Below are 19894 nucleotides of genomic sequence, written 5' to 3'. Positions count from 1 at the left end.
CGCCGGCTCACAGGTCGAGCACCAGTTCGTCGTCCATCGGGCGAGACACACAAACGCAAACCAGCGAGGCCTGCTCGCGTTCCTGCGCGCTCAGTGCCGTGTCACGGTGGTCGACGCGGCCTGCCAGCGCCTTGACGGCACAGGTGCCGCATTGGCCCACGCCGCAGCTCGAAGGCACATGGACGCCGGCTGCCGACAAGGCCTCCAGCAAGGTTTGGTCTGCGGACAGGGCCACCACACGGCCTGAGCGCGCCAGGCTCACGCGCGCGGGTCGGTCTTCGTGCCCTGGCGTCACGCTGAAGGGCTCTGTGCGGATGCGATCGGCATCGATGCCGTGCGATCTGGCCCACGCCTTCACCGCACGGACCAACGACATGGGCCCGCAGACATAGAACCGCGCATCCGGTGTGGCCCCGGCCAGCGCGGCATCGGGCGAAAACCGCCGCCCCTCGTCGCCGGCATAAACCGACACACGGCCTGGATAGCGGGCGATCAGTTCATCCAGGTAGGCCGCTTCGCGGCGCCTGCGCGCGGCGTAATGCAGATGGAAGGGCACACCGTGCGCCGCCAACGCAAACGCCATGGACCGCAGCGGCGTGATACCGATGCCGCCTGCAATCAGCACGGCTGGTTTGCCCGCGTCGAGCTGGAAGCGGTTGACTGGCAACGCACAGCGCAACCGCATGCCCAGCCGATAGCGGTCGTGAATGGCGGCCGAGCCACCTCGGCCCGCAGGCTGGCGCAACACCGCGATCTCGTAGTGGTCGCAGCGCGACGGGTCCGAGCAGATCGAGTACGAACGCATGACGACCTCGCCGCTGTCCAGCCGCACCGGCACCTCCAGGTGCGCCCCGGCTTCAACCGTCGGCAGCGCCCCACCGCCCGGCGCCGACAAGGTGATGGCGAGCACCTGGGTCCCCCGTCGCCGCAGGCCGGTGACCTCGAGCGCCAGCGGGCCGTTACCCAGTTCTGCTGTAGGGGCCGCGGCGGGCGCGTGCGGACGGCTGTCTGCCAATTGCGCTTGCAGGTCATGCAACCGCCGCAGCAGCGGGGCCTGCATGGCGGCCATCTCCTGCTCAGTGAAGCGGGGCGTGATGTGCTGAGGGCAGTTCCAGTCGTAGCCCTCCACATGGATGATGACCGCCCGTTCCACCGCCGCCCGGTAGCCCGGCATCCGCAAGCGGGCGACCAGCGCCGGATCGTCAGCCACATCGACCAGGCGCGCGCGCCCTACCAGCTTCAGGCGCCGCTGGTTGGCATAGTCCATGAAGATGAGCGACACCCGGTCGTCCAGCGACAGGTTGCCCACGCTGATGTACTGCACGTTGCCGCGGAAGTCGGCGTAGCCCAGGGTGGTGGCATCGAGCGCCTTGATGAAGCCCGGGGGGCCGCCGCGATACTGCACATAGGGCCAGCCGGTCTGGCTCACGGTGGCCTGGTAGAAGCCGTCGCGCGCCTCGATGAAGGCCGCCTCCTGGGCCGAGAGCTGGTCGCGCCGATCGGCGGTGTGGTCCAGCGCTTCATAGTGGGCTCGGCTGCCCCTGTCCGTCTGGATCAGGCGAACCTGGGGTGTGAACAGGATGTCCGAGTAGGCGCGCGACATGGGCGGCTCCTCAGGCGGCCAGTTGCAGGCTGACCTGGGGGAAGTCGACTTCCACGCGCGAGGCCTTGCCCAGGATGTTGGTCAGCAGGTTGAGTCCCACGTGCGTGATGATCTCGACCAACTCGGCGTCCGAGAAGCCCGCGTGGCGTGCCTCCAGCAGCTCGGCCAGCGTGACCTCGCCCTTCTTGTCGGCCAGGCTGCGCGCCAGCTTGACCGCCGCGGCGGCCTTCGGGTCATGGCTGGTGCCGGCGCGTGCGGCCTCGATCTCAGCGGTGCTCAAGCCCGTGCTGCGCCCGATCTCGGTATGAGCCGCCACGCAGTATTCGCAGCCGCTTTGCTGGGCCAGCGCCAACGCAATGCGCTCGCGGGTGTGGGCGTCCAGCAGACCATCGGCAGCCACCTGGTGTAGCCCCAGAAAGGCACGAAGCGCCACGGGCGAGTTGGCGAACACGCGCAGAAAGTTGGGCACGCGGCCCAGCTGCGACTCAATGGCTTGCAGCAAGGCGGCCTGTTCATCGTTGGCGTTGGATGTGTCGATCAGTGCGAGGCGGTTCATGGGTTCTCTCCTTGGACATCGGGTTGAAGGTCACGGGCGTCGGCCTCGTGTGCTGTCACTATGTCGGGGTGAGCGGCCGTTGAGAATGGGCGCCGGATCGAACACATCACTACAAAACCAGAAACAATGGACCGACTACAAGCCATGGAGCTGTTTCTTGCCGTTGTGGAGGACGGTGGCTTTGCCAGCGCAGCCAGGCGCATGAAGCAACCCGCGCCCGCTGTGACGCGTGCGGTGGCCGAGCTGGAGGCGCGACTCGGCGTGCGCCTGCTTCACCGCACCACGCGTGTTGTGCGCGTCACCGAAGCGGGCGCGCGCTACGCGGCAGACTGCCGGCGCCTGCTGGCCGAGATCCGCGACGCCGAAGAGGCCGCATCGGGCGTGCAAGCGGTGATCCAGGGCACGCTCACGGTCACGGCACCCATGCTGCTGGGCGCCGTCCACGTCAACCCCATCGTGCTCGAGTACCTGCGCCTGTACCCTGGCGTGGATGCACGGTGCTGGTTTGTGGACCGGGTGGTCAATCTGATCGAAGAAGGCGTCGATGTGGCCGTACGCGTGGGCGACTTGCCTGATTCAGGGCTGCATGCCGTGAGGGTCGGCCAGGTGCGACAGGTGCTGTGTGCATCGCCGGATTACCTGCGACATGCCGGCACGCCCACCACCCCGCAGGATCTGGCTCACCACACCGTGATTGCCGCGGCCATGTCGGTCGGTTCGGAGTGGCGCTTCGTCAAGGACGGCGTGGGCATGCGCCAGCCCATTCAGCCTCGCCTCACCACCACGAGTAACGATGCGGCTGTGCGCGCCATGTTGAACGGCTTCGGCATTGCGCGCATGCTGTCGTATCAGGTGGCCGAGCATGTTCAACAAGGCCGGGCCGTGATGGTGCTGCGCGATGTCGAGCCGCCGCCCTTGCCCGTGCATGTCGTCTACAGCGAAGGGCGACACGCATCTCAGAAGGTTCGCGGCTTTCTCGACCTGGCCGTCGAGCGCCTGCGGGCTGACCCCGTCCTGCAGTTACCCTAAGGCCTCTTGCTTGGCTCGCGCTCAAGCGTGCCCAGCAACACATCCCACAGCGGGAAGGTGATGTTGAAGTTGCGCGTCTGCATGAGGTCGCGCCGGTGGTGCAGCGCATGCAGCCGGTGCATCAGGCGGATGCCAGGTAGCCGGGCGATCCAGTGTTCGCGTGGCAGGTGTTCGCACACGTGCATCAGCTCGTAGCCCATGTAGCCGGCCAGCAGCGTCTGGGCAAACAGCGCGGCCACATTGGGCTGCCAACCCTTGAGCGCCCACCACAGCCCGAAGGCGCCGGCGCTGAACACCACCACCAGCCATGGCGGGAAGAGGATCACGCGCCAATCCTGCCGCGTCTCGTACACCATCTGCCCTTCGACAAAGAAGCTGTGGTGATCGCCCGTGTGGCGCTTGTAGAAGAGCTGCGCCAGGCGCCGCTTCACATGGCCGGCGTGGCGATGCACCATGTACTCGCCCCAGTTGAAAAAGACGAGTGCGAGCGGGATGGTCAGCCACTCCAGCGGGCGTACCGCCTGCAGTTGCTGGCCGAACCACCACAGCGCGCCCATGCCCCAGGCCAGCATGAAGCCGCCATGCGCCCAGGGGTTGTACCAGCGCGGGATGCCGGCGCGGTAACGCGCCCGAAAACCTTGGGTGTCGTGAAGCATGGGCCCGAGTCTAGGCAGGCCAGTAATATTTGCCAATCTGATTTTGGTGATGGGCAATATTCATGATTCAGAACTTGCGCCAGCTGAACCTGAACCTGCTCGTGGTGTTCGATGCGCTCATGCGCGAGCAGCAACTCTCGCGCGCGGCCGAGCAGCTGCACATGAGCCAGCCGGCCGTGAGCAACGCGCTGGCGCGCCTGCGCGAGCAGCTGGGCCAGCCGCTGTTCACCCGCACCGCGCGCGGCCTGGTGCCCACGCCGCAGGCCGTGGCGCTGCACGAGCCCATCCGCCAGGCCATGCACCTGCTTCAACTGGCGCTGGGCCCGCAGGCCGCTTTCGACCCGAGCCGGCCCCACACCTTCCGCCTGGCCATGAACGACTATGCCCAGGGCCACCTGCTGCCCCCACTCATGGCTCACCTCGCCCATATTGCGCCCGAGGTGAGCCTGTCGGTGACGGATGTGCCTGCCGAAGCCCTGCCCCGCGCGCTGGCCGCGGGCGAGGTCGATCTGGCCATCGACTACCTTTACTTCGACCACGACGACCTGCGCTACCAGCCCTGGATCGAGCAATCACTGCGCGTGATCGGCCGAGCCGGCCACCCAGCCTTTCGGGGCGGTCTCACGCTGGCGCGCTATGAAGCGGCCCGCCATGTGTCGGTCCAGCCCCGGGCCGGGCGCGGCTCGCCGCTCGAGATTGTGCTGGGCTCAGCCCGCGTGCGCCGGCAGGTGGGCGTGTGGGTGTCGCATTACCTGGGCATCCCGGCCATCGTGGCGCAGACGGATCTGCTCGGCGTCGTGCCCACCCCGCTGGCTGATGCGGCTGCCCGCGTGCATCGCCTGGCCGTGGCCCCCATGCCGCTGCCCATGCCTGACGTGCAGGTCAGCCTGATCTGGCATGCGCAGCAGGATCGGTCGGCGGCGTTGGGGTGGTTGAGGGGGGTGTTGGGTGCGCTCCCCCAAGAGAGGGTGCGCTGAGGCGTCAAACGCCTTGCTTCCTTGGCTAGAGTGCCGGCCATGTCCATCGCTGCAAGCGTGTGGGCCAGTATTCATTCAGCAGGGACGCGATGAACAGTCACACCACGATTGCCTCGGCCGTGAGGGGTCTTGACGTTGCCGGCGCACCAAGCGGCCTGCCGGCACCCTTGATCATCTGAGGCCTGCCCACATGCGTGTGCTGATACTGATTGCGGCTGCGGTTCTGGGCCTTGGGCTCTTGGTCTGGTGGCAGGCGCCACGGAACCTTGATATCCAGGTTCCGGAGGAGGTGCCGTATGAGGCCACCCTTACCGTCGATTTTGATCGGATCGAAGGGGATGTCGATCCCCACGCCCTGTCGCGTTGGCTAACTGCTGCTTCTGGCGATATCCGGTTGGGTTATCAATCCAGCTTGGTGGTATGGCCGTTCACTGCCGAGTTCAAGGTGCACTGGGGCAGCTACCTTCCCATTCCCACGTTGAGTATCGAGCCCACGACGTTCTGGCTGCGTGCTGATCGCGAGCATCTGACGGTGGATGGTTTGCGTTTGACCGTACGGGTTCGAGAAATCGTGGGACGGCTTCTGCATCTCAAGGCGGTGACGCTGGGCGCCGAGCTGCCATCGGCAGGGCTGGGCCTACCCGCGCAGCAGGGCCAGCTTGAAATCCACGTTCGGCCCTGGACGATCCATGACGACCAGCGCCTGGGCAACGAGGTGACAAAGCCGTTTGTCATGCGTCATGCCACCTTTGTGGCGCACGGTGTACTGAATGCGCGAGGAACCTATGCCGTTCCTGTCTGGGTCCGCGAACCTGCCCTGACCCAGGCCGACGGGGCACCCTATCGTTCCCCCCGCGTGCCTCATCGTTACGCATGGACGTTGTTGAGCATGGCAGAGCCGGGGTACTTCGACATTTCACAGCACGACCCAGACCGCATTGGGCTCGCGGTGGATGCCATGTCGGATTACCAGAGCAGGCTTGCGCGTCGGCTGGAACAGCCAGAAGGCTGTCCGTGTGATGACGGCATGTATCCTGAGGAAGAGGTCCTCCGCATCAGGGCGGCAGTGGCTGCTGCTGGCCGGCTGGTGGAGGGTGCGGCCGAGGTCAGACCTTATCCCGTCAACCCGCGTTGGGAGGCGTTTCGGATTGGCGACCTCGTAGTCAGGCAAGTGAACGGAGACCTCACTACCGCCAAGCGGCATGGCGACTGGCTGCAGAGCGTTTCGCTGTCAGCGAGTCACAGGGCGGGCGATGCTGAATCGAGCGAGCCAGAGTCAGTGGCATGCGAGGACTACATCTCTGGCCACTACCTGTTCGTCAATCAGCGCCTGGTCGGCTTCAAAGGCAAGGCCGTCAACTGTGCGGCACGTGATGGATTGGAAGATGTGGTGATCCTGTATGACGAATCAGGCCGACTGGCCTCGTTCACGGCATACGCCAGTAACCGGATATGGGACGACCCGCGTCGTGTCGGCCTCAGCCATGACCCGAACCCTTGGGTCCTGGAGCGAGTCGAGGCGGCGGCGCGCCAAGCGGCGCCCCGGCTGCTGCAAGCGATTCCCGCAAGCGGAGGATGAGGCCATGCCGTCCAAAGCCATGCAGCTGTTTCATTCTCCTCTTCGAGCGTTAGCGGCCAGCCTGCTGATCTGCCTCTTTGCCACTGAGGCCGTGTCCCAGTCGGTGAAGGGTGTGGCTACACATCAGGGCTTTCACTTCGTACACCACGACTGGGAGGTGGCCTGTGACAACACGCGTACCTGCCGCGCTGCGGGCTACCAGTCTGACGAGGCTGAGCTGCCGGTGTCGCTGCTGCTGGTGCGCGAGGCGGGCCCGGGCGCACCTGTTCAGGCTCAGCTCATGTTGGGCGACACCGAGATGGCCGATGGCGAGGTCACACCCGTATCAAGCCGCCCCGCCCCGGTGCACCTGCGGGTGAATGGCAGGCGGCTGGGTGCTTTGCCCTGGCTCGCCGCGCACAAGGTCCATGGCCTGAGCCCGGCCCAGCTGCAGGCAGTGCTTGAGGCCCTGCCCAAGGCGCGGGCGCAGATCGAGGTGCTCTATGGCGATCAGGTCTTTTCCCTGTCAGACCGTGGCGCCCATGCTGTGCCGCTCAAGATGGATGAAGCGCAGGGTCGCGTGGGCACGCCAGGGGCCCTTGTGCGCCGCGGTGCACGACCCGAGCGCGATGTCTTGCCACCCTTGCCCCCGCCCGTGGTGTATGCGGCCAGGGTGCCCATGCAGACCGCGGGCGCTGATCAAGAACGACTGCCCGGCCTGAGCAGCGAAGCCCAGGCGTTGCTTGAGCGACAGCTAACTGGGAGCGCGGCCGAGGCTCGCCCCGAATTGGACGAGCCGGAACACGAGCCCGCGTTCCGCTACTACCCGCTGGGTGGGGGCGCCTGGTTGGCCACAACGGTGTGCTGGACAGCGGCCTATAACCGGGGCGAATGCATGTGGGTGATCCGCGCGCGGCCGCCGCATCGCCCTGTGCTCGTGACCGACATGGCATTGGATTACCAAGACGGCGTCATCACGGCCAGCCACAAGGGCCGGGGCGTCGGTGACTGCTGGAGCCATGAGGACTGGACGTGGGATGGTCGCGCCTTCGTTCAGACCCGCATATCGTCGACAGGCATGTGCAAAGTGGTGGCTGCGGGGGGCACGTGGGACCTACCCACTCTGGTGACTCGGACTGTTCGGCCGTGATCGTCCGCTAATCCCATTCATCGCGGCCCCATTCGCAGGCTTTCGCGCAACAAAAGCCCGGGCTTAACGCTCCGCGTGCGGATTTCCGTTACGCTTTGATGCATCAGGCTCAGCCTCGTCAGAAGGACGTGGCCTGATGCAAGGGAGCAGTTGCGTTGATCGTCTACCAGGCCAGCAAGCGCCAGTTCATCCACGACACGTTTCACGACGACATCGAGTTCGTGCTGTCGCAGCAATACCTGCGCACCACGGGCCGGCAGCCTGCGCCCGCCGAGTTCAAGGCCTGGCAGAACTCGCTGTTCGAAGTGGGCGAGGTGCTGAAAGACGACGCCATCCCTGACGACATGGGCGTGGCGCTGGAATACACCGTGCCGCAAACCTCCAAGCGCATCGACGTGCTGCTGACGGGGGAAGACGAGGCCGGCACGCCCAAGCTGGTCATCATCGAGCTCAAGCAGTGGTCTGAGGCCCGCTTCAGCGAGAAGGACGGCATCATCTGGGCCCGCCGCGGCGGCAAGGCTGGCGAGACCGAAGGCCCCCACCCCAGCTACCAGGCCTGGTCGTATGCCGCGTTGCTGAACGACTTCAACACCGCCGTCTACGAAGGTGGCGTGGCCCTGCAGCCCTGCGCCTACTTGCACAACTACCCCCGGCGCGACGGCGTCATCGACCACCCGGCCTACGCCACCCACCTGCAGCGCGCGCCGCTCTTTTTGAAGAAAGAGGCCGACCAGCTCAAGGCCTTCATCCGGCAGCACGTGCCCCATGGCGACAAGCGCCAACTGCTGTACCTGATCGAGCACGGCAAGATCAGGCCCTCGAAGATGCTGGCCGACAGTGTGGCCGGCCTGCTGCAGGGCAAGCAGGAGTTCGTGCTGGTGGACGACCAGAAGCTGGTGTTCGAGACCGCGCTACTGGCCGATGCCAAGGCGCAAAAGCAAACCCGCAAGCAAGTGGTGATCGTGCAAGGCGGCCCGGGCACCGGCAAAACCGTGGTGGCCGTGAACCTGCTGGCCGCGCTGCTGCAACGCCAGCGCAACGCGCGCTACGTGTCCAAAAACGCCGCGCCGCGCAGCGTGTACGCGGCCAAGCTCACGGGCACTTTCAAGAAGACGCACATCCACAACCTGTTCAGTGGCTCGGGCGGGTTTGTGGGCTGCGAGGCCGACACCTTCGACACCCTGCTGGTGGATGAAGCCCACCGCCTGAACGAAAAGTCGGGCCTGTACGGCAACCTGGGCGAACACCAGGTGAAAGAGGTGATCAACGCCGCCCGCTGCACCGTGTTTTTTGTGGACGACGACCAGCGCGTGACCCTGGCCGACGTGGGCCACAGCGACGAGCTGCGCCACTGGGCGCGCCAACTGGGCGCCGAGGTGACCGAGCTGACGCTGGCCTCGCAGTTCAGGTGCAATGGCAGCGATGGCTACCTGGCCTGGTTGGACGACCTGCTGGGCATTCGCCCCACCGCCAACACCGAACTGGACGCACGCGACTACGACTTCAAGGTGCTGAACAGCCCCACCGAGCTGCACGCCCTGATCGAAGAGAAGAACCGCGCCAGCAACAAGGCCCGCGTGGTGGCCGGCTACTGCTGGGGCTGGCCCAGCAAAAAAGACCCGAATGCCTTTGACATCGTGATGCCCGAGCACGGCTACCGCCGCCAGTGGAACCTCACGCAAGACGGCAGCCTGTGGATCATGGCAGACGAGTCGGTGGCTCAGGTGGGTTGCATCCACACCTGCCAGGGCCTGGAGGTGGACCACGTGGGCGTGATCATCGGCCCCGACCTGGTCTACCGCGACGGCCGCATCCAGACCGACCCGAAGGCCCGCGCCAAGTCAGATAAGAGCATCAAGGGCCTGGGCGCCCTGATGAAGCGCAACCCCAGCGAGGCCCAGGCCCTGGCCGACCGCATCATCAAGAACACCTACCGCACCCTGATGACGCGCGGCATGAAGGGCTGCTACGTGTACTGCTGCGACCCGGCCTTGGCGGAGTACCTGCGTGCGCGACTGGGCCAGCGGGCTGACCCGGTGGCTGTGGCCGCTGAAGCGCCCGCAGCCCCGCCGCCCAGCGCCAAAGTGCTGCCGCTGCGCCGCGTGAGCCAGGCCGAGCGGGCCCAAGGCGTGCCCGCCGTGCCGGTGGTGAGCCTGAAGTTTGCAGCCGGCACCTTCAGCGAGCCGCAAGCCCTGGAAGACGGCGCCAACGAATGGGTAGAACTGCCCGAGTGGGTGAAGCCCCAGCCCGGCCTGTTTGTGGCCCAGGTGGTGGGCGAATCCATGAACAAGCGCATTCCCAACGGGGCGTGGTGCCTGTTCAGGGCCAACCCCCAAGGCACGCGCCACGGCAAGATCGTGGTGGTGCAGCACCGCAGCATCAGCGACCCAGAGACGGGCGGCAGCTACACCATCAAGCGGTATCGCAGCGAGAAGGTGATGGATGAGGACGGTGGCTGGCGGCACGAGCGGATTGAGTTGGTGCCGGAGAGTGATGGGGCGGGATTTGAGGTGATGACGGTGAATCCGCAGGACGCCGAGGGGTTGGCGGTGATTGCTGAGTGGTTGATGGTGGTGGAGTGACGATGGCAGTGAACTTGAACACCTTGAGTCGTTGGGCTGTTGAGGCGGCTCTCGACGAGTTCGTGCGTATTGGGCGTGATGCTTTTCTCCGCAAATACCACTTCGGTCAGGCCCGCGACTACTTTGTGCAGCATCCAGGTACTGGTGAGGCATGTGATTCCAAAGCAGTCCTTGGTGCTGCGTACGGACTGCAGTTTCCTGAAAAGGGTGCTCTTCGTCCCCAAGATTTTTCTGGTGGTCAAGCGACGGTCGTCAGGGCACTGAAAGCGCTCGGGTTCGACCTGATCGATGCGGAGGTCGACACGACTTCGAACAAAGAGCGCGCTTGGACCCGACATGAGAACGAATTGATCGTTGCTGACTATCTGGAGATGCTGCTCAAAGAACTCGCCGGCCAGAAGTACAACAAAGCGGAGCGCGCGAGGAGCTTGATCCCCTTGCTCAATAATCGCAGCAAGGGCTCGATTGAATTCAAGCGATCCAACATCAGCGCGGTCTTGATTGAGTTGGGCTTTCCATCGCTGCATGGCTACAAGCCCCGATCCAATTTCCAAAGAGATGGCTTGGTAGAAGTGGTGTCAGAGCAAGTTGCTCACATGGCTGTCCTGGATAAGGCTGCAGCGCTGGCCGTGGATCGACCTGCAGACATCCCCGAATCCATCGATTTCGCGAAGCTGGCTGCTCAGGCTCCGTTGAGGCAGCACAGGGCAGAGGAGGCGAGACCGGCTTATGCAAGACGTACTGTCAAGCGTGATTACTTTGAACGCGAGAGCCGTAATCGATCGTTAGGCAAAGCGGGTGAGTTGTTCATCGTGCAGTACGAACAGTGGCGCCTAGAGCGGATTGGCTTTGGCCAACTCGCCAATCAGGTCGAGCATGTGGCTGACACCCAAGGGGATGGTCTGGGCTATGACGTTCTGTCTTTCGAAACCGATGGCAGGCCTCGCTACATTGAGGTGAAGACCACGGCACATGATGCGTTGACGCCGTTCTTTGTCAGCTCAAACGAAGTTGATTTCGCGCGGGAGCAGGCTCATCAGTTTCACCTGTACCGGCTGTATCACTTCCGAACGGACCCCAAGTTCTTTGAGCTGAAGGGGGCGATTGAGCAGCATTGCCACCTGGACCCAGCAACGTTCAAAGCGACTTTTTAGTGGCGACGTGCTGTCATTAAGAAACATAGGAGGAGTGCATGGCGCGTAGGAGTAGAAAGTCCGCAGCAGAGGGGTTGGTCGAACTCTCGTCGCTTTTTCCTTGGTGGGGCGGTGTTATCGGAGCCCTGGTTGCGTACTTGGTGTTTGCGGCAATAGCTGGTCAGCCGAGTGCTCCAACCTCAGGAACGCCACAGCAGATCAGCAGCGCCAATTTTTGGCTCTGTTATCCGTACGGTTGCCACTGTGGCGCAGTATGTGGTGCCATTCCTGCTGCTGCTCGGGGCAATCATTTCATATGTGCGGCAGCGAAAAGGGGCTAGCTTGATGGGTGCCGCCACGGGGGCTTCTGCGGCGCAGCGAATCTCTGGAATGAGCTGGCGTGAGTTTGAGCTGTTGATCGCTGAGGCGTTCCGACGCAAGGGCTTCACAGTCCGTGATCAAGGCGGTCAGGGGCCTGATGGTGGTATCGATCTTGTTCTGCTGAAGGGCAATGAGCGTTTCCTGGTTCAGTGCAAACAATGGCGTGCGCTGAAGGTAGGCGTCACCGTAGTCAGGGAACTGTTTGGCGTCATGTCTGCGGAAGGTGCTACTGGCGGTTTCGTGGTCACCAGTGGTGCTTTCACTGAAGATGCCAAGGAGTTTGCCAAAGGGCGAAGCATCAAATTGATTGATGGCCCAGTACTTAGGCAACTTCTCGATCAAGTTCAGGATTCCAAAGCGACTTCTGCAAGCAACAACAAGGTCGATGCCAAGCCACTGGCGGTGCCCGTGTGCCCAAAATGTGGATCAAACATGATTGTTCGGGAGGCTCGAAAAGGCCCCTCGTCCGGTAACAAGTTTTTGGGCTGTTCCCGATTTCCGGGATGCAAAGGAACACTGCCACTTTGACTGGCCCGGCGTCGCGCCTAGGCTAGTGAGCGACCAGGCTTCTTGAAGACCTGCCCCTCATGCCACTTCAAGAACTCTGCCTTGGGGTAGTAGTCCTTGCTTTGCGGCAAGATGATCCCCGCCCCATGAAAGCCCATCAGCATGTGGCGTGAGGCCTCGCCTGCCACGGCATGCTGGCTGAAGACCAGACTGTAGGTGTCGGGCAGGATGGTGAAGGCGCCCAGGTCGAACACCTTGTGATGCAGGGCACACAGGGCCAGTCCATTGGCCTCGATGTCGGGTCCCTTGGCCTGGAACCACTTGATGTGCGCGGCCTCCAGGCCAGCGGTGACGTTGCCAATGCGCAGGTCGAAGCCGCACACGCAGCAGCGGTATTCGTAAGCGCGCAGCACGCGCTCACGAAAGCGTGGGTCGCGTCGGGCTTGGGTGCGGGTGGTGGTGCCGGCGGCAGGGTTGTCGTCGTCGGTGGGGGTGCTGAGGTCCAGCCCCAGAGCGCCCAGGATGTCGCCGTGCAGCGTTTCCGGAAAGTGCGCGTCCAGCAGTTGATGCGCCAGTTGAGCCCGCAGGGCGGGGTCATGACGCAAGGCGGCATCCACCTCGGGCGAGAATCCGCCCGCTACCTGCCCTTGTCGCAACTCGCCTAGGTTGGGTGTGGCGCCCGCTGGGCGGTTGAGCAGGCTGGCCGGGCCGTCCAGTTGCCACAGGCCATCGGTGGCCAGGTGCCAGAAGGGGTAGTGGCGCGAGCTGGGCGCACTGCTGGGGCCAAACTCGGCGAGCAGTTGCTTGAAGGGCGCGTCGATCTCGTCAAAGCGCACCATGCGCGGGGCACCCTGCGCGATGCGGGCCAGCGCCATCAGGATCAGCAAGGGCTTGTGCACGGCGCGTTGTTCGCCACGCTGGAAGACGCGGATGCGGTCAAAGGCCTTGAGGACGTCCTGGCTGGAAAGCGGCATGGTCAGGGTGGGCGGCGTTGCACCAGCATATTCAACCACGCCTGCCCTTCTTCCGGCCGCTGGTCGGTCGTCACCCAGGTGCTGATCTGCGCCACATCGGGCAGCCCGCTCAGCCAGTGCGTCACGCGGGCCTCGGTGGCGTCGGTGAAGGGGCGGCCCAGGGTGTCCACGCGTTCGCTGCGCTGAGCATCGTCGCCCAGCTTATAGCTGGCATAGGCCACGCCGTCCGGCGCCAGCAAGGCCCATAGCGCTTGCCATGCAAGGGCTTGGTCAGCTTCGGGCAGGTGCAGCAGGCTGGCGCAGGCCCAGATGCCATCAAACCGGGTGTCGGGCGGCAGGCCCAGGCTGCTGGGCCCCTTCAGGTGTAGCACGTTGGCCGTGGCCACGGGCAGGCCGGTGTGCTGCGCCGCCAGTTGGGCCAGCTCGGGGCTGGCATCAAAGGCCGTAACTTGGTAGCCGCGTTGCGCAAAGGCCAGTGCATCGCGGCCCGAGCCACAGCCGACGTCCAGCACGCGCCCGCCCGCTGGCAGCAGCGGCAAGAAGCGCGCGTACAGCGGGGCCATGTCCACATCGCGGGTGGCAGTGGCGTAGGCCTGGGCGTGGTGGCGGTAGTGCTGAATGTCGATCACATCGCTGGAAAGACCATGTCGTGTCGCGAACGCAGCGCCGAGATCTGTCAATCGCATCGAGCGCCTGGACGATGGCGCGATGCTGGTGCCGCACAAGCTGGCCCCCGAGCCCACGCTGCTGCAGCAAGCCTTGTTTGCCCTCAAGCACGAGGGCGTGAGGTTGGATTTGCTGGTGAGCGCCCTAAGCCCTCCTGTTTGACCCTGAGCAGTACTTTGTGGGGCCCGCGCAGCGAGATGCCCGCTGGCGCATCGAGTTCAACGGCCTCGGTGACCTGCATTTCTGCCCCGTGGTGTGCAAGACCCCGGCGCTGATGGCGCTCATCGAAAAGGACATCCTGGGTCAGGCCCAAGCCTTTGCCGAATCGGTTGGCGAGGCCATGCTGGAGCGGGCCCTGAATTGGGCCTACCTGAGCGAAACCGAAGGCTCTTTTGCCATTGAAGGCGAGGCCCCACCGCAGACAAGGCCGAGCGGTTCGCGGCCCTGCTGCGCCGAGCCCACGAGCAGCGCCCGCTCACCGAGGAGTGGCTGGTGGAGTTGCAGAACGCCGCCATCTCCAACCCCTTTGACAAGGCAGTTCAATTCCGCACCGAGCAGAACCGTCTGCAAAGGGATGTGCCCGGCGCCGCAGGCGTCACCTACGTGCCCCCCAGCCCGGGCTGGCCGTGGCGCTGATGAATGGGCTGATGCGCTTGACCAACCAACGCGTGGCCGAGTTGGGCCCGCTGGTGCACGCGGCGGTGGTGTCGTTCGCCTTCGTGTTCATCCACCCGTTCATGGACGGCAATGGGCGCCTGTCTCGTTACCTGATCCACCACTGCCTGGGGCAGTCGGGCCGTTTGCCCCCGCAGTTCTTGCTGCCCATTTCGGTGGCGATGAAGAAGCACGAGGCCGACTACCTGCGCGCGCTCACCACCTTCAGCAAGCCCGCCCGCCAGCTATGCCAGGTGACCTGGGGGGGCGATGAGCATTACACCTACGAGTGGGCGCCGGAAGCAGACACCTGGTTCCGCTGCATGGACCTGCGCGGCAGCGACTTGGCGAACCTGATCGTGACGATCTTTCAGAATGGCGGCACCTTGTCCAACAATCGGCGAAAGCGATATGCCGAGCGGGTGCAAGACCATGTGTTGGATGCGATCGAAGAGGCGGTCAGTCGTGCGATGCAAGGCCAGCCATTGAGTGAGGACGGCGAAGACTGAGGCGGGCCTTGCGTGGCCGCCTCAGCCCGAATACCGCCAGCGCACCCATCAAGGTTGCAGAGGGCTCGGGCACGGCCGTCACGACACTGACGCTCAGAATCTGCTGCACATCGGTCGCGCCGCCGGTGGCCCCAAGTTCTCTCCCTTTCATGCCCGAATCCGCGGCCGTGTCCGAGCGCGCGGGGGCGCCTCCGGGGGGCGCCGCCTGCTTCGATCTATCAGGTCGGCGTCATTGCTGCTGATAGAACTCGATGGCGTTGATGGGCACCGACACCGAGCTGGGCACGCTGGCGTCCGGCTTGACCGTGATCTCGATTACCCCGTTGGCTTGAGGCTGGACGTCGCTGAACTTGGCGAACCTGAAGATGTTGCCGTGGGTGGCCAACTTGGCCGACTTGACGACGCCGCCCGCTCCCTTGAGGTCGTACTGGGCAATGCGCAGGTTCTCGCCCGACTCCATCGAACCAAAGATTTTGAAGAAGTAGCGTGCGGCCGGGTTGAGCCCGCGGATCTCGATCTTGCCTTGCTGGGCCTGCTTGGAGAGGAAGCCATCGGCCATCGCCATCAGGGGCATTTCGTCGAGGCCGCCGCCGTAGGCGTGGAGCACCTGGGCGGTGTAGGGTGCCTTGCCGTCGTGCGCAAACAGGCCGGTGGCAGTGCGCGCCGCGAAGGGCTGGGTGATGGCCAGCTGGAAGCGGGACTTCACGCCGGCCTGGTCGATCAGGTCGACTGCGGCGCCTGCTTCGCGGTTGGTGATGTTGTTCCAGTTCCGATCGGCGGGAGTCTTCAGGTTGTAGCTCTTGGTGTAGGCGGCCGTGGTGATGGTGGTCGAGTTGGTGGGCGACACCTTGTAGTTCCAGCCGTAGCTGGGGTCTTCGCCGAAGTCGATGCCGATCTTGGTGGCGTTGGCTGCCAGGGCGGGCTCTGCCGAGGTGCTCAGGCGTTCTCCAAAACCGGCCAGCTTGGCGGCGCCGGCGGCCACGGCGCTGGCGTTGTCGCGCAGCTTGGCCGAGGTGGAGCTGGTGCCTGCATCACCGTAGGCGATGGCTCGGTTGATGCCGCTCGCAGGCGACAGCGTCGACAGGATGGGCAGGCTCAGGCACTTGGCGAATCGGTCCTTTAGCGTGATGGGGTCGGTGACGACGGTCTCCGAGCAGGCGACATAGCCCATCAGATCGTTGTAGCCATCGAAGTAGTCGGCACTGGCGCGGTTGCCGATCGGGTATCTGGGGTTGGCGTAGCCCCAGCCGCTGATCTTGTTCACGCCGGCACCATTGACGGTGACGCGGACCTGATGCGGTGTGCCGGCGACCACGTCCTGGCTAGCGTTGATGAGGCCTGATCCGACGACGCGGACCTTGTCATGGTTGGCGCCGAACAGGTGGCTGACTTCGTGGGCGAAGGTGAAGCTCGGGGCGGTGGCAACGTCGGCCATCAGCGTGGCAAAGCCTTCGTCAGGGTTGTCAACGCCAATGCCCGCAGCCAGACCTGCCGAGGCCCGCAGGCTCTTTCCGTCGAACATGGCGTTGTTATAGGTGCCGTTCGTGAGCAGGACGACGATGTCGCCTTGCACGGCCGCACGGCGGGTGTGGACCACGTTGAGCAGTTCCGCATTCGTGCCGGCATCCTGGCGGTTGCGCAGGCCCGCCAGTTCGGGGGCGATGCGCAGGCCCTGGTCGTTGATGAGGGTGGAGACCATGGTCTCGGGGTGGCTGACGGTGGTGGCGGCCACGCCCTCCTTGTAGCCCGTGATCAGCACCTGGTCTGCCAACACCAGGTTGATGTTGTTGATGCCGCTGTCTTTGTAGACCTTGTTGGTCTCGGCGATGGCGATATTGATCAGGTTGTCGATGTGGTTCGTGGAGCGGCCCAGGGTCGGGTCGAGCTCGCACACGTGCTGCATGTAGGTGAGTGTGCGGATGGTGCTCAGCCGGGCGGCCGTGGCGGGGTCGGCGAGTAGTTGGGGGCAGCTGACCTTCTGTTGTTCCGCCCAGGCTTTGGCGTCGTCTGTGTAGGCCACGACCACCGAGACCGTGTTGACGGTCTGCGCGTGGGCGATGAGGGGGCTGGTGAGTGTGGCGGCCATGGCCCAGGCCACGGCGGTCAAGCGAGTTTTCATGGGATGTGCACCTCTCGGCATTGCGTCGTTGGATGGAGACAGCCGATGCTAGGAGAGGCGTCCTCCGATGGTTATCTATCGGAGGAGGTATTTCAGTGGGTGGGCATGGGGTTGCCGTTGAGGCTCAGCAGGTTCATTTTCGAGAGGGCCTGCACCCGGCCGTTGACTTCGAGCTTGCGGTAAATGTTGCGCAAGTGCGTCTTGACTGTGCCGGGGGAGATGTTGGCCAGCCGGGCGATTTCCTTGTCGGAGTAACCATCGCGCACGTACCAGAGGATGCCCACCTCCCGCCGACTCAAATTGTTGCCAATGTCAATGCTGGTTTCAATTGAGGGCTGGGGCGTGGCGATCGGTGCAGCGGCGCCGACGTCGCGCGGCGATTGTTCGACCATGGCTGCGAGCAACTCTTGGCAGAACGCGCCATAGAGCGGGTGATCTTTGGCGATGTCGAGCACTGGGGCCAGGTCCCGTCCTTGATCCAGTAGCAAGCGCCGGTAGCCTTCGCCCGAGACCAGCTCGAAGGCGCAGATCAATTGCGATCTGGCGCAGGCCAGATCATTCAGCCCATGCAGGGCGATGGCAGACCAGGTGAGCGCCAGCGCGTGGGTCACGGTGTGGCCATGGGTGGCCGCGTGTTCGACGAGGCGGGCGGCACGGATCGCAGCCTCCTCGGGCCGCTGAAGCAGCACGAGGATGCGGATGGCAATCAGCTCGTCGCGTTCGTCGATGAAGCTCAGAGGCTCTTCGCTGGAGCGGGCGTGTTTCACCAGCCATTGTCTGCACGCTGGGGCATCGCGCCGCAGCCACGCGGCCTCTGCGCGCAAGGCCGCCATGGAGCCGGAGGCAAACACGCTTTTGAAGTGCATCCGTTGTTGCACATCTTCGATCTGTTGAATCAGCCCCAGCGCCTGCTCGGCCTGGCCTTGGCTGATCGACAGCGTGTAGCCCCGGATCAGGATGATCAGGTGCTGCAGGGCCTCGCACTTCTCCAGTTGACGAAACCTGCGGAGTTCGGCCAAGGCGCCCTCGGCCTGGGCGAAGTCGCCTTGTTCGCGAAAAAGGTCGACCAGCCCGATCCAGCGCCAGGAGCCGAGCCGACTGCCGGCGTCCCATCCGCGTGATGCGAGTTCACTTTCGACTCGGCGTGCAACTTGCCAGGCTTTCTGCAATTCACCTTGCTGGTAGAGCACCTCGCTCAGGTAGCCGCATGATTGCGCCGCACCATAGAGGTTCTCATCGACCAGGGCCCAGTGGACCGCTTGTTCCAGCAAAGAGGCTGCGCGGGCCAGCTCGCCCTGGAGGTAGGCGTAGGCGCCCAGGGTCAGGAACGAGCGCCACCGCAGCGGGGAGTCGGAGCTTTCGGCCGCTTCCAGCGCTGCCTGGGAAAAGGCCAGCGTTTTCAGCCACTGCCCCTTGAGCCGGGCGACGATCGCCTTGAGCGTCATCACCTCGCATGTGAGGGATTCGGTCGGCGTGCTGCCCGTTTCGCCTTGTTCGATCAGGTCGCTTGCGCGATCAAGCCAGGTCTCGCCGTGGGTGAACTTCTCGGTGTCTGACGCCACCCAAAACCGCAGACACAGCAGCGCGGGGTCTTTCTGCCATTCGTGATGGGGCACCTCCCCCAGCAGGCGCCTCACGCTCTCGCCATGCCCTTGCCGGATCCAGCGTGAGCCAACGGTGGCCAGCAGCCGACAGGCCTGAGCCCATTGCCTGGCGAGTACATGCTGCTCCAGGGCCTCGGCCATGTGGTGGGTGAACTCGAACCAGGCGGCGGCATGGGCGCGCAGACCCAACAGGGTGTCGGGCGGTGGGGCCTGAACCTGCAGGATGAGTTCCTTGAACAGGTCGTGGTATCGAAGCCACTGCTGCTGACCGTCGGGCGCGACGACGAACAGGTTGCGCGAGATCAGCTCCGGAATCCACTGTTCGGCCTGCCCTTCCCCTAGGAGATGGTTCACCAGCGCAGGGCAGAACCTTGGCAGGAACGCCGTGTGGCCGAGGAAGTGCCTCAGTCCCTCGGGCAGTTCGGCCATCACTTCGGTGAAGAGGACTTCGTGAATGTCCTGCTCTGCTGCGCTGCTCGGCGTGTCGTTCGAGCAGGTCAGTCCCGAAAGGCTGTAGAGGCGCAGGGCAGCGGCCCAGCCTTCGCAGCGGGCATGGATGGCGGCAAAGTCCCGGGCCAGAGAAGCCGGCTCGGCACGCGCGAGGAACTCGATGCTCTCAGCTTCGGTGAAGCGCAGGTCGTGGGCAGTGATCTCGGTGGCGAATCCCTTGCTCTTGCGCTGAGCCAACTTCAGCGCAGGCAAGTGGCGACTGGTCACGATGAGCCGCCAGTGGGCTGGGAGGTGGTCGATGAAGAAGTTGATCGACTTCAACAGCTCGTGCGAAGACACGTGATGGAAGTCGTCCCAGGTCAGCTGCAGCGGGCTGGGGCGCTCGGGGTCCAGCTCGTTGAGGTCGTTGAGCAAACAAGCCAGGGCGTCCCAGACGCCGGTGTCGGACTCACGCAGGAGGACCTCGCTGCGCTTGCCAAGCGAGGGGTGGGCCACCCGCAGCGCGGCAACCACGGCCAGCCAGAAGCGCTGGGGGTGGTTGTCGAACGGGTCAATGGACAACCAGCCGCCGAGCGCGGCGTCCCGGATGATTTGCAGTGCGAGTGTCGTCTTGCCGAATCCAGTCGGTGCGTGGATCACGGTCAGGGCTATCTGCCTCGCTGGGATCAAGCGGGCACGCAGGCACGTTGCGGTCACCGTGTCAGGGGGGTGGAGTTTGGTGTGGACGAGGTTCATGCGCAGGCCCTCGGCATGGTGAGCCGACTCTTCCGATTATCTGGAGTCCGT

The 19894-nt window shown here is 64.4% G+C and carries 16 protein-coding genes; 9 read left to right on the top strand and 7 right to left on the bottom strand.

Features of this window, described 5'->3' with window-relative positions; translation table 11 throughout:
- Nucleotides 1-7 precede the first annotated feature (7 nt).
- Nucleotides 8-1603 carry a 2Fe-2S iron-sulfur cluster-binding protein gene (locus GTZ97_RS00280; protein ID WP_161648510.1) on the bottom strand — a complete coding sequence of 532 codons (1596 nt, stop codon included), beginning with the start codon at nt 1601-1603 and terminating at the stop codon, nt 8-10.
- Nucleotides 1604-1613: 10 nt separating this feature from the next.
- Complete coding sequence (locus GTZ97_RS00275; protein ID WP_161648509.1) at nt 1614-2159, bottom strand: carboxymuconolactone decarboxylase family protein; 546 nt, start codon at nt 2157-2159, stop codon at nt 1614-1616.
- Between the two features lie 126 nt (nt 2160-2285).
- Between GTZ97_RS00275 and GTZ97_RS00270 the strand changes: the two genes are divergently transcribed.
- Nucleotides 2286-3188, top strand: coding sequence for a LysR family transcriptional regulator (locus GTZ97_RS00270; protein WP_161648508.1), 903 nt, complete (start codon nt 2286-2288; stop codon nt 3186-3188).
- Here the strand turns inward: GTZ97_RS00270 and GTZ97_RS00265 are convergent.
- Nucleotides 3185-3844: a sterol desaturase family protein gene (locus tag GTZ97_RS00265; protein WP_161648507.1), complete on the bottom strand. Its 660-nt coding sequence runs from the start codon at nt 3842-3844 to the stop codon at nt 3185-3187. The genes GTZ97_RS00270 and GTZ97_RS00265 overlap by 4 nt on opposite strands.
- Before the next feature lie 62 nt (nt 3845-3906).
- Between GTZ97_RS00265 and bsrA the strand changes: the two genes are divergently transcribed.
- The 6 genes from bsrA (at nt 3907) to GTZ97_RS00235 (ending at nt 12153) form a co-directional block, all read left to right on the top strand.
- Nucleotides 3907-4821, top strand: a complete 915-nt coding sequence (gene bsrA / locus GTZ97_RS00260; protein ID WP_161648506.1) for a LysR family transcriptional regulator BsrA — start codon at nt 3907-3909, stop codon at nt 4819-4821.
- 190 nt (nt 4822-5011) lie between these two features.
- The gene (locus GTZ97_RS00255) at nt 5012-6400 is read left to right on the top strand and encodes a hypothetical protein (protein ID WP_161648505.1); all 1389 of its coding nucleotides are present in this window, start codon (nt 5012-5014) and stop codon (nt 6398-6400) included.
- A gap of 4 nt (nt 6401-6404) precedes the next feature.
- Nucleotides 6405-7529, top strand: coding sequence for a DUF1176 domain-containing protein (locus GTZ97_RS00250; protein WP_161648504.1), 1125 nt, complete (start codon nt 6405-6407; stop codon nt 7527-7529).
- 155 nt (nt 7530-7684) lie between these two features.
- Nucleotides 7685-10111 carry a DNA/RNA helicase domain-containing protein gene (locus GTZ97_RS00245; RefSeq protein WP_161648503.1) on the top strand — a complete coding sequence of 809 codons (2427 nt, stop codon included), beginning with the start codon at nt 7685-7687 and terminating at the stop codon, nt 10109-10111.
- A 2-nt stretch (nt 10112-10113) separates the two neighbouring features.
- Nucleotides 10114-11265, top strand: a complete 1152-nt coding sequence (locus tag GTZ97_RS00240) for a protein NO VEIN domain-containing protein (protein WP_236650925.1) — start codon at nt 10114-10116, stop codon at nt 11263-11265.
- 258 nt (nt 11266-11523) lie between these two features.
- Nucleotides 11524-12153, top strand: a complete 630-nt coding sequence (locus GTZ97_RS00235) for a restriction endonuclease (protein WP_330863514.1) — start codon at nt 11524-11526, stop codon at nt 12151-12153.
- Nucleotides 12154-12170: 17 nt separating this feature from the next.
- On the opposite strand, the gene GTZ97_RS00230 is transcribed toward GTZ97_RS00235, so the two are convergent.
- On the bottom strand, nt 12171-13106 hold the full coding sequence (locus tag GTZ97_RS00230; RefSeq protein ID WP_161648502.1) for a phosphorothioated DNA-binding restriction endonuclease: 936 nt from the start codon (nt 13104-13106) through the stop codon (nt 12171-12173).
- Between the two features lie 2 nt (nt 13107-13108).
- Nucleotides 13109-13792, bottom strand: coding sequence for a class I SAM-dependent methyltransferase (locus GTZ97_RS00225; protein ID WP_201748101.1), 684 nt, complete (start codon nt 13790-13792; stop codon nt 13109-13111).
- A gap of 472 nt (nt 13793-14264) precedes the next feature.
- On the opposite strand from GTZ97_RS00225, the gene GTZ97_RS00220 reads away from it, so the two are divergent.
- Together GTZ97_RS00220 and GTZ97_RS00215 are read left to right on the top strand one after the other, a co-directional pair.
- Nucleotides 14265-14408 carry a hypothetical protein gene (locus GTZ97_RS00220; RefSeq protein ID WP_161648501.1) on the top strand — a complete coding sequence of 48 codons (144 nt, stop codon included), beginning with the start codon at nt 14265-14267 and terminating at the stop codon, nt 14406-14408.
- Between the two features lie 11 nt (nt 14409-14419).
- Nucleotides 14420-14935: a Fic family protein gene (locus tag GTZ97_RS00215; RefSeq protein WP_236650924.1), complete on the top strand. Its 516-nt coding sequence runs from the start codon at nt 14420-14422 to the stop codon at nt 14933-14935.
- Between the two features lie 229 nt (nt 14936-15164).
- On the opposite strand, the gene GTZ97_RS00210 is transcribed toward GTZ97_RS00215, so the two are convergent.
- Nucleotides 15165-17054: a zinc-dependent metalloprotease family protein gene (locus GTZ97_RS00210; RefSeq protein WP_161648499.1), complete on the bottom strand. Its 1890-nt coding sequence runs from the start codon at nt 17052-17054 to the stop codon at nt 15165-15167.
- 92 nt (nt 17055-17146) lie between these two features.
- Entirely contained in the window at nt 17147-19843 is a 2697-nt protein-coding gene (locus GTZ97_RS00205) for a winged helix-turn-helix domain-containing protein (RefSeq protein ID WP_161648498.1), read from the bottom strand.
- Nucleotides 19844-19894 lie beyond the last annotated feature (51 nt).

The organism is Aquabacterium fontiphilum (assembly GCF_009909205.1).
In the GTDB taxonomy this organism is placed as follows: domain Bacteria; phylum Pseudomonadota; class Gammaproteobacteria; order Burkholderiales; family Burkholderiaceae_C; genus Aquabacterium; species Aquabacterium fontiphilum.
Note: the sequence above shows the minus strand (reverse complement) of the source record. Positions and strands in the feature narration are given on the sequence as shown.

Coding starts and splice junctions, on each gene's coding strand:
- GTZ97_RS00240 (WP_236650925.1), top strand. CDS start 10,114: ATGGCAGTGAACTTGAACACCTTGAGTCGTTGGGCTGTTGAGGCGGCT.
- GTZ97_RS00265 (WP_161648507.1), bottom strand. CDS start 3,844: ATGCTTCACGACACCCAAGGTTTTCGGGCGCGTTACCGCGCCGGCATC.
- GTZ97_RS00270 (WP_161648508.1), top strand. CDS start 2,286: ATGGACCGACTACAAGCCATGGAGCTGTTTCTTGCCGTTGTGGAGGAC.
- GTZ97_RS00230 (WP_161648502.1), bottom strand. CDS start 13,106: ATGCCGCTTTCCAGCCAGGACGTCCTCAAGGCCTTTGACCGCATCCGC.
- GTZ97_RS00210 (WP_161648499.1), bottom strand. CDS start 17,054: ATGAAAACTCGCTTGACCGCCGTGGCCTGGGCCATGGCCGCCACACTC.
- GTZ97_RS00215 (WP_236650924.1), top strand. CDS start 14,420: ATGCGCTTGACCAACCAACGCGTGGCCGAGTTGGGCCCGCTGGTGCAC.
- bsrA (WP_161648506.1), top strand. CDS start 3,907: ATGATTCAGAACTTGCGCCAGCTGAACCTGAACCTGCTCGTGGTGTTC.
- GTZ97_RS00275 (WP_161648509.1), bottom strand. CDS start 2,159: ATGAACCGCCTCGCACTGATCGACACATCCAACGCCAACGATGAACAG.
- GTZ97_RS00205 (WP_161648498.1), bottom strand. CDS start 19,843: ATGAACCTCGTCCACACCAAACTCCACCCCCCTGACACGGTGACCGCA.
- GTZ97_RS00280 (WP_161648510.1), bottom strand. CDS start 1,603: ATGTCGCGCGCCTACTCGGACATCCTGTTCACACCCCAGGTTCGCCTG.
- GTZ97_RS00250 (WP_161648504.1), top strand. CDS start 6,405: ATGCCGTCCAAAGCCATGCAGCTGTTTCATTCTCCTCTTCGAGCGTTA.
- GTZ97_RS00225 (WP_201748101.1), bottom strand. CDS start 13,792: ATGCGATTGACAGATCTCGGCGCTGCGTTCGCGACACGACATGGTCTT.
- GTZ97_RS00255 (WP_161648505.1), top strand. CDS start 5,012: ATGCGTGTGCTGATACTGATTGCGGCTGCGGTTCTGGGCCTTGGGCTC.